The organism is Gilliamella sp. wkB18 (assembly GCF_001690875.1).
GTDB lineage: Bacteria > Pseudomonadota > Gammaproteobacteria > Enterobacterales > Orbaceae > Gilliamella > Gilliamella apicola_A.
The window spans coordinates 1-6,392 of sequence record NZ_LZHM01000073.1 but is presented as its reverse complement, the minus strand read 5'-3'; the positions used below and the strand labels follow the sequence as shown (position 1 = coordinate 6,392).

Below are 6,392 nucleotides of genomic sequence, written 5' to 3'. Positions count from 1 at the left end.
AGCGCAGCGTGGCGAAGGCTTTGAGCTAAGAACCGACGAATGGGGCGCCATAGCAGCTGCACGGGGATTATACTTAACCACCCAAACCGAGCCTAAAGCGCAAGGCAAACAGCTCGACATGCAAGCGGCTATTACCCAGCTTGAAAATGCGCTATCCATTGCCAAAGCCCTACAAAATGCGGCTACTCAGTCTGAAGCCCACGGTGCAGACACTGACAGCCAAGAACAACTTAACAAAACATTAAGCCAACTGACCCAAAGCGGCATACTTGCCTATGCCCAAGAAGGCATTGCCTTAACCAGTCCGCAAAACATTCAACTCTCCACCGGCAACAGCGTTACTTTAACCAGTGAAAACCAAACTGACATTGCCGCCTTAAAAAACCTTACCCTCTCATCGGGCGAAGCGATGGGCTTATTTGCCCACAAATCAGGCATGAAACTGTTTGCCAACCAAGGCGATATTGTGGTGCAAGCCCAAAACGCCAACCTCAACATGGCAGCTAAGCAAGAAGTTAAAGTCGACAGTGTTGATGGCAAAGTTGCCCTAAGCGCCAATAAAAAAATCACCTTAATTTGTGGCGGTTCATACATAAAAATCAGCGAAGAAGGCATTGAACTTGGCACGCAGGATAATGTCTATCTTAAGTGTAATGTCATGCAAAAGATGGGGGCACATAATATGTCAATCACAAATAATTTAGCCGACGAAGTAAAATGCCAAAATACGCAAAATCAACAGGCAAACGATCAGCAAGCTACAATCGATATAGAATAAAAAGGTCAAAGTATGTTGAGATGTGGACAAACAACCATTGATTTAAATAAATTATCGGATAATGCCTTGGCAATAACACGAATACTTGTTGATGAGTCGCAAGTTTATAAAAACCGTTGTTTAGCACTGCTCGATCCATTTTTAACTCCAATTGATGAGCCCTTTATGAAATACTTTCATAATCAACTTCGATTATATAAAGTACCCATAAGCCATCCATCAGTATTAAAAACAAAGTGTCCATGGCTAATAGAACTGGATCTTAGAGACAAATACGAGCAAGCCGTATTAAGTTTTATGCTTGATCGAGCACTCAAACAGCTAGCTCCGCAATCGATTGCTGTAGGGACAGGTCAGCAATATTGTGCTTGGTTATTTACCCATAAAAAAACCGAAAGTATAGCCAAAGATTTAGGGTTACGCGCAATCCAAAAACGAGGGAGAGATAAAAACATACTGCTACGATACTACGATCCTGCTGTCTTTTTTCAGCTAATGAGTATATTAGACAGCAAACAACAAAACAAACTATTAGGCAATATTGAAAAATGGGCAATGCTAACTCGACAAGGTACCCTTAATATTAAACAGCAGATCGAACCCGTACAATTCTCCTTAATGGGGAGTTTATGGATCACAACCGATCAACATCAAAAATTGGATTGTATTGGAATTAATAATCAAATTATTCGTTCAGAACAAATAAAACATCCAGCAAAAAATATTGATGAAATTCAATCATTACAAAAAATTACTCCTTGTTTAATTCGTTTAATGAATAACAATATTCACGAAAAAGAATTAAAACTTGAATGGGCAAAATTGGCATTAAAATGGGGGTATGATTTTGATTGTCACCCCAAAATTGAAAGTAAAATCAAGCAATGTACGGATCTTGGTAAATATTATCGACTTTTGGGCGAATTGAATAAAATAAGACCAGATGATTGGCAAATATATTTACAAGAACTGAATGAAAAATAAGGGATTGATAAGGATTAAACATGAGTGAACAAAGTGAAAAAAAACAGTGTGATTGCCAAAGAGAAGGACTGGCTATTTTTCCTACCCGTTATACGGTAGTTCCTACTTATATTAAAAGTGCTTGTCCAACATGGGCAAAGTTAGACGGAGTAACCACTGTTTCCTTAAATAAGGATTACCAGTATCATGTTCGCCGAATTAGAGCTGGGTTTATTTATATTTATTTACCTTCAGACGCAGACAGTTCTAATGAAGACGCTAGCTCACAAAGTGAATCTGCACAAGAGGAGTTAGAAAACCGTTATTGGTTAATTTATAGCGTTGATGATGAAGGTCGGTTTACTAAACTAAATGGCATGCAGTCGACAAAATCGGTTGATGTGAACGAAAACGGATCCTACCACTGCCCAAACTTATTAAGTAACCCTACGTTAAATGCTTTTCTTACTATACCGAACCCTTCGCGTTACAGTAAAGTTTATATTGCTTATAGTGAGTTTCCTTGGACTGTTGAAGCGATGCAAGAATATCGCAAAACACCAACTCCACGTATGCAAGAATTGGATATTGAGGCTTGGCAAAATAAAAACTATAACCAAGAAAGTGCCACTATTGCTTCAGAACGATCAATTACTAATATTTTAGATTTTAATTTTGATTTTATCCAAAAAAATGCTTTGCCTGATACAAAACATGAATTTTATCAAAGTACCCAATCAGTCAATGCTATGCAAGGGCCACTATGGCTGTATGATAAAAAATCAATTTTATTAAATAACGATTATCAAAAAATCACCCAAATTAATACAACCGAACAACCGTGGGCGATTTTTAAAACCAATACCAATAAATCGGAGGCACAGCTTTCAGCTGAAATGCACGATTCATATGTACAAAAATTACATAGCACGATGCAAAGTTATAGCGGTGATCATGGGCAACCAATGTTGCTAGCACTGGATGATGCAATAGGGGTAGCGCTCGATCTCAACAACTACTATACCGATATTTTCGGTCACTTGGGTCAATTTAACAAAGAAGCCGATATGGAATTAGATGTTAAAGAGATGATGAAAGTGGTGGAAACCTATTCCGAATATCAAGTAGCGCAAGAAGATTTCAAGTTTTCCCCTACAAATGACGAACTCTATTTAGCGACAGCAAATGGTAAAAGGTTAGCAGATCTTGATTACCAAGAAGAATTTTCATTATCACAATTAAAAGATATAAGCGATAAAGAATATGAAAGTATTTCGCAATATAACAAACATAAAATAGGAGGTAAATTTAAAGTAAGGGGTATTATTGATAATATGAATAAGATATATGGTACGCCTAAAGCTGAAGATGGGCTTAAAGCACCTATAAATCGTAATTATTATCAAATGGTTAGATCGTACATTTTATTGGTTAAAGAGTATTTTTATGGCAAACCGCTTGGGCATGAATACTATTACCGATTTATGAAATTTTTAAAATTGAATTATTTTGGTGAAGGTCCTTCAATATATGAAAACCCCTGGTATAGTGATCAACTAATTGACGGAGAATACCTAGAAAACAGCATTTATGCTAAAGCTATAAAATATTCCTCGTTTAGTTATGAAGCCCCAATTGAAGAAATTAAGCAAGATGCCAAATTATTGGATAAAGTTTATGAAGCATTGATTAAAGAGTATTGTGACAAAGCAAAAGAACATCAATCACTTCTTTATAGAAAAACACAAAATGAGTTTAAAAAATATAAACAGTGCTTGATTTCTCACCATTTTGAAAATGTGGAAAAAAAATTTAACCAACATATTAAGCAAATTGCCAGTGAACGAGCCAAGCAGCTTATTAATTGGATTAAAGAAAGCCATTATTTAACCTTTGTGAATGATCTATCGTACGAACGTAATATTGAGCTCGACAACAACAGTGCGGTATGGGGTAAATGCCAAACAAAAATAGAAGAAGAATTGAAAAAGGCAATAGAATCGAAAGAAATAGAAGATTATCAAGAAAAAGAGTTATTAAAAATTAACCTTAATGGTTATTATTTTACCGCTGTGGTTAACCGCACTTTTAAAGGATTAGAACAAACCGAAGAAGGCAACGCCTTTATTGAACAGCTGTTAGATATCCAGCAATTTAGTATTGAAGGCGAAACCTATATCCATATTAGAACCTCGATTGCGGCATTATTATGGCGTACAATCAGTTATGACTGGCAGCTAACTTGGGACGTATTAAAAGAAATATACAAAGCAGTAGATGTTAATAAAGGTAAAGAATATGCTGAAGATGCGCTTACAAAAGCAATTAAATCCAACATATCAACCTATATCGTTAATTTACGCAAAGCCAACCTAGTGCTAGAACATATCATGGAGTTAAAGAAACTGCAAAATAAACAGGGGCTAACTACTATTGCGATTGACACCAGCTTTGGTAAACATAACATTATTACCCGTTGGTTTAGCAATTACGACAACCCGGGCACCATCAATAATTACACATTAAAACTGTATGATAAACTGGTGACAATGTGTGAGCCAATTAACACTTGTTTATACAGCTTAGGGGCAATGATTGCCGAAACCGCTGCCTTGGCGCTATCTGGCGTTGTTTGGAAAACGGCTGTCACTTATGCGCATATGAAATATCAAATTATGGCGACTTATAAAACCTTTAAAGCGCAAAGCTTTGTGGGGGTGCCCGTGGGCGGTGGCTTGCATGTTTTGCTTAGCACTTACCCTGCTCAAGTAAAAAAAACCTTAAAAGAACTGCGTGACAGTTTAAACAGCGCCATTAAACAGCTTGATAAACGCTTTACCGAACAATTTGTTGAGCTCGATCACCTATTTAAAAAGCAAGTTAATGTGGTGTTTAAAATTTTTTCTGAACAGGCAACTCAACAATTAACCACTAATCAAATTCATCTGCGTAGCGCAAGGTTAGGTTTTTTAGTAGGGGCGTTTGAAGCCTATAACTGGCAATACATTATAAATAAAGAGCCGTCACTATTTGCTAACGATACCGACATTTTATTAGAAAAAGCCATGGCAACTAGTTCGTTAGCAGCCGCCGTTGCCGACACCGTAGCATCAACCATTTTGGCACGTAACCCAAGGGCAATAAAAGGCTTTCGGTATGCTAAAACAGGCTTTGGCGTGTTTACTGCATTAACTTATTTTATCTCTGCGGTTGAAATGGGGATAGGCGCTAAGGACAACTACAAATATGGCAATTCATATGCCACTTGGTCGGGAGGGTTAGCGTGTGGACTAAACACGACGGCTGGTGGTTTATATATGTTATATGGGTTATCGTACCGTTATGAATGGGTACAAACCCTGTTCCGTGTAAAAATTCAGAAACTAATCTTGCGCAAAGGGCTTCAACAAGCCTTTAATTTAGGCGCCTGCCGATTATTACTATTCCGTGTTGCTGGAGTGGTTGGAGGGTTAGCGGCACTATTAACATGGATTTATGAAATTTGCAAAGATAACGATATTCAAATTCATCTTAAATTTTCAGCACTAGGCAAAAAAAGAGATGAGCAAAAATTTACCAATGCCGCGCAACAGGCTAACCATTTTACAACTATTGCTGAATTAAAAGGTTTTTTTGACGATGCGATCTTTTCCACTCAACAAGCAAATAGTGCGCCGCAAACGCCCCCTAAAACCGAAGATCAAAGCGATCAAGAGCAATCGCAACACCCCGCCATTATGTTACAAATTGAGCAGGAAGTATTAAAATGGTTGGATTAATGGTTGCACAAGGTGGTTAATCATCGCTTTATTAATAAAAAGCGGGTATAGCCCCCCGCTTTTAATGCATTCTTAGTTCATCTTCTTCTATCGGTGGGTACCCTGACCATTCGCTAGGGTGATTAACCGCCCCCATTTTTAATGCATATTTACGCCATAATTGCGCACGGGGAATATCTTGCTCTTCGCGTTTATAATAGTGACTTAACGACGTTATGATAATGTGATTGCCTTGAATGGCTTCTTTGGTTAAATAACGCTCTTTTAGCTTTGACAGTTCGCCAACTGTATTGCCCAGTAATACATCAAAGGTGTTTCTTGGCCATTTTGCATAAATGTGTATTTCCCACCCTTCCTGCATATTTAGGTTATAAAACCCATTAAGAAAATGAAAGCGATCATAGATCCAATCTTCATCGCACACCTTTTCACGAGCACTATATTGGGAACGATATTTTATTGTTTGATTTTTTAATTGTGTTCTAAATTTATATTGATTAGACATTATAACCCTAAGGGTATGCCATAAGTTATCATCGGGTTGCAATTGATAGGCTTGCTCAAGTAAGGTAAAGGCTTTATATTCATCGACTTTGGTACCTAAGCCTTGCATATACATAAACGCTAATGTCCTTATAGCAGGGACAAATTGTTGCTTAGCGGCTTGTTCATAGAGTTTAAAGGCATGATTTTCATTTTTATCAACCCCAATACCAAATAGATAAAAATAAGCCAAATTGGTTTGTGCTAGGGCATGCCCTTGGTTGGCAGCTTTTTGGTACCATTCAATGGCTTTTTGTAAATCAGGCTCGACCCCTTGGCCATATTCACTCAAGGGGTAAACTCCGCGGGGATAATATTCAATAGGTAAG

Annotated in this window: 4 protein-coding genes; 3 read left to right on the top strand and 1 reads right to left on the bottom strand. The window is 37.6% G+C overall.

The genetic code is table 11. The features are described from left to right. The 3 genes from A9G48_RS07720 to A9G48_RS07710 all read left to right on the top strand — a co-directional run. The coding region (locus tag A9G48_RS07720; RefSeq protein ID WP_141672981.1) for a DUF2345 domain-containing protein at positions 1–778 on the top strand (778 nt) is incomplete at its 5' end. A 12-nt stretch (positions 779–790) separates the two neighbouring features. After that, entirely contained in the window at positions 791–1,762 is a 972-nt protein-coding gene (locus tag A9G48_RS07715; protein WP_065576041.1) for a DUF4123 domain-containing protein, read from the top strand. 20 nt (positions 1,763–1,782) lie between these two features. Next, complete coding sequence (locus A9G48_RS07710) at positions 1,783–5,520, top strand: T6SS effector BTH_I2691 family protein (protein ID WP_065576040.1); 3,738 nt, start codon at positions 1,783–1,785, stop codon at positions 5,518–5,520. Positions 5,521–5,581: 61 nt separating this feature from the next. Here A9G48_RS07710 and A9G48_RS07705 read toward each other — a convergent pair. Next, positions 5,582–6,392 (bottom strand): tetratricopeptide repeat protein (locus A9G48_RS07705; protein ID WP_141672980.1); only part of this gene is annotated, 811 nt, incomplete at its 5' end.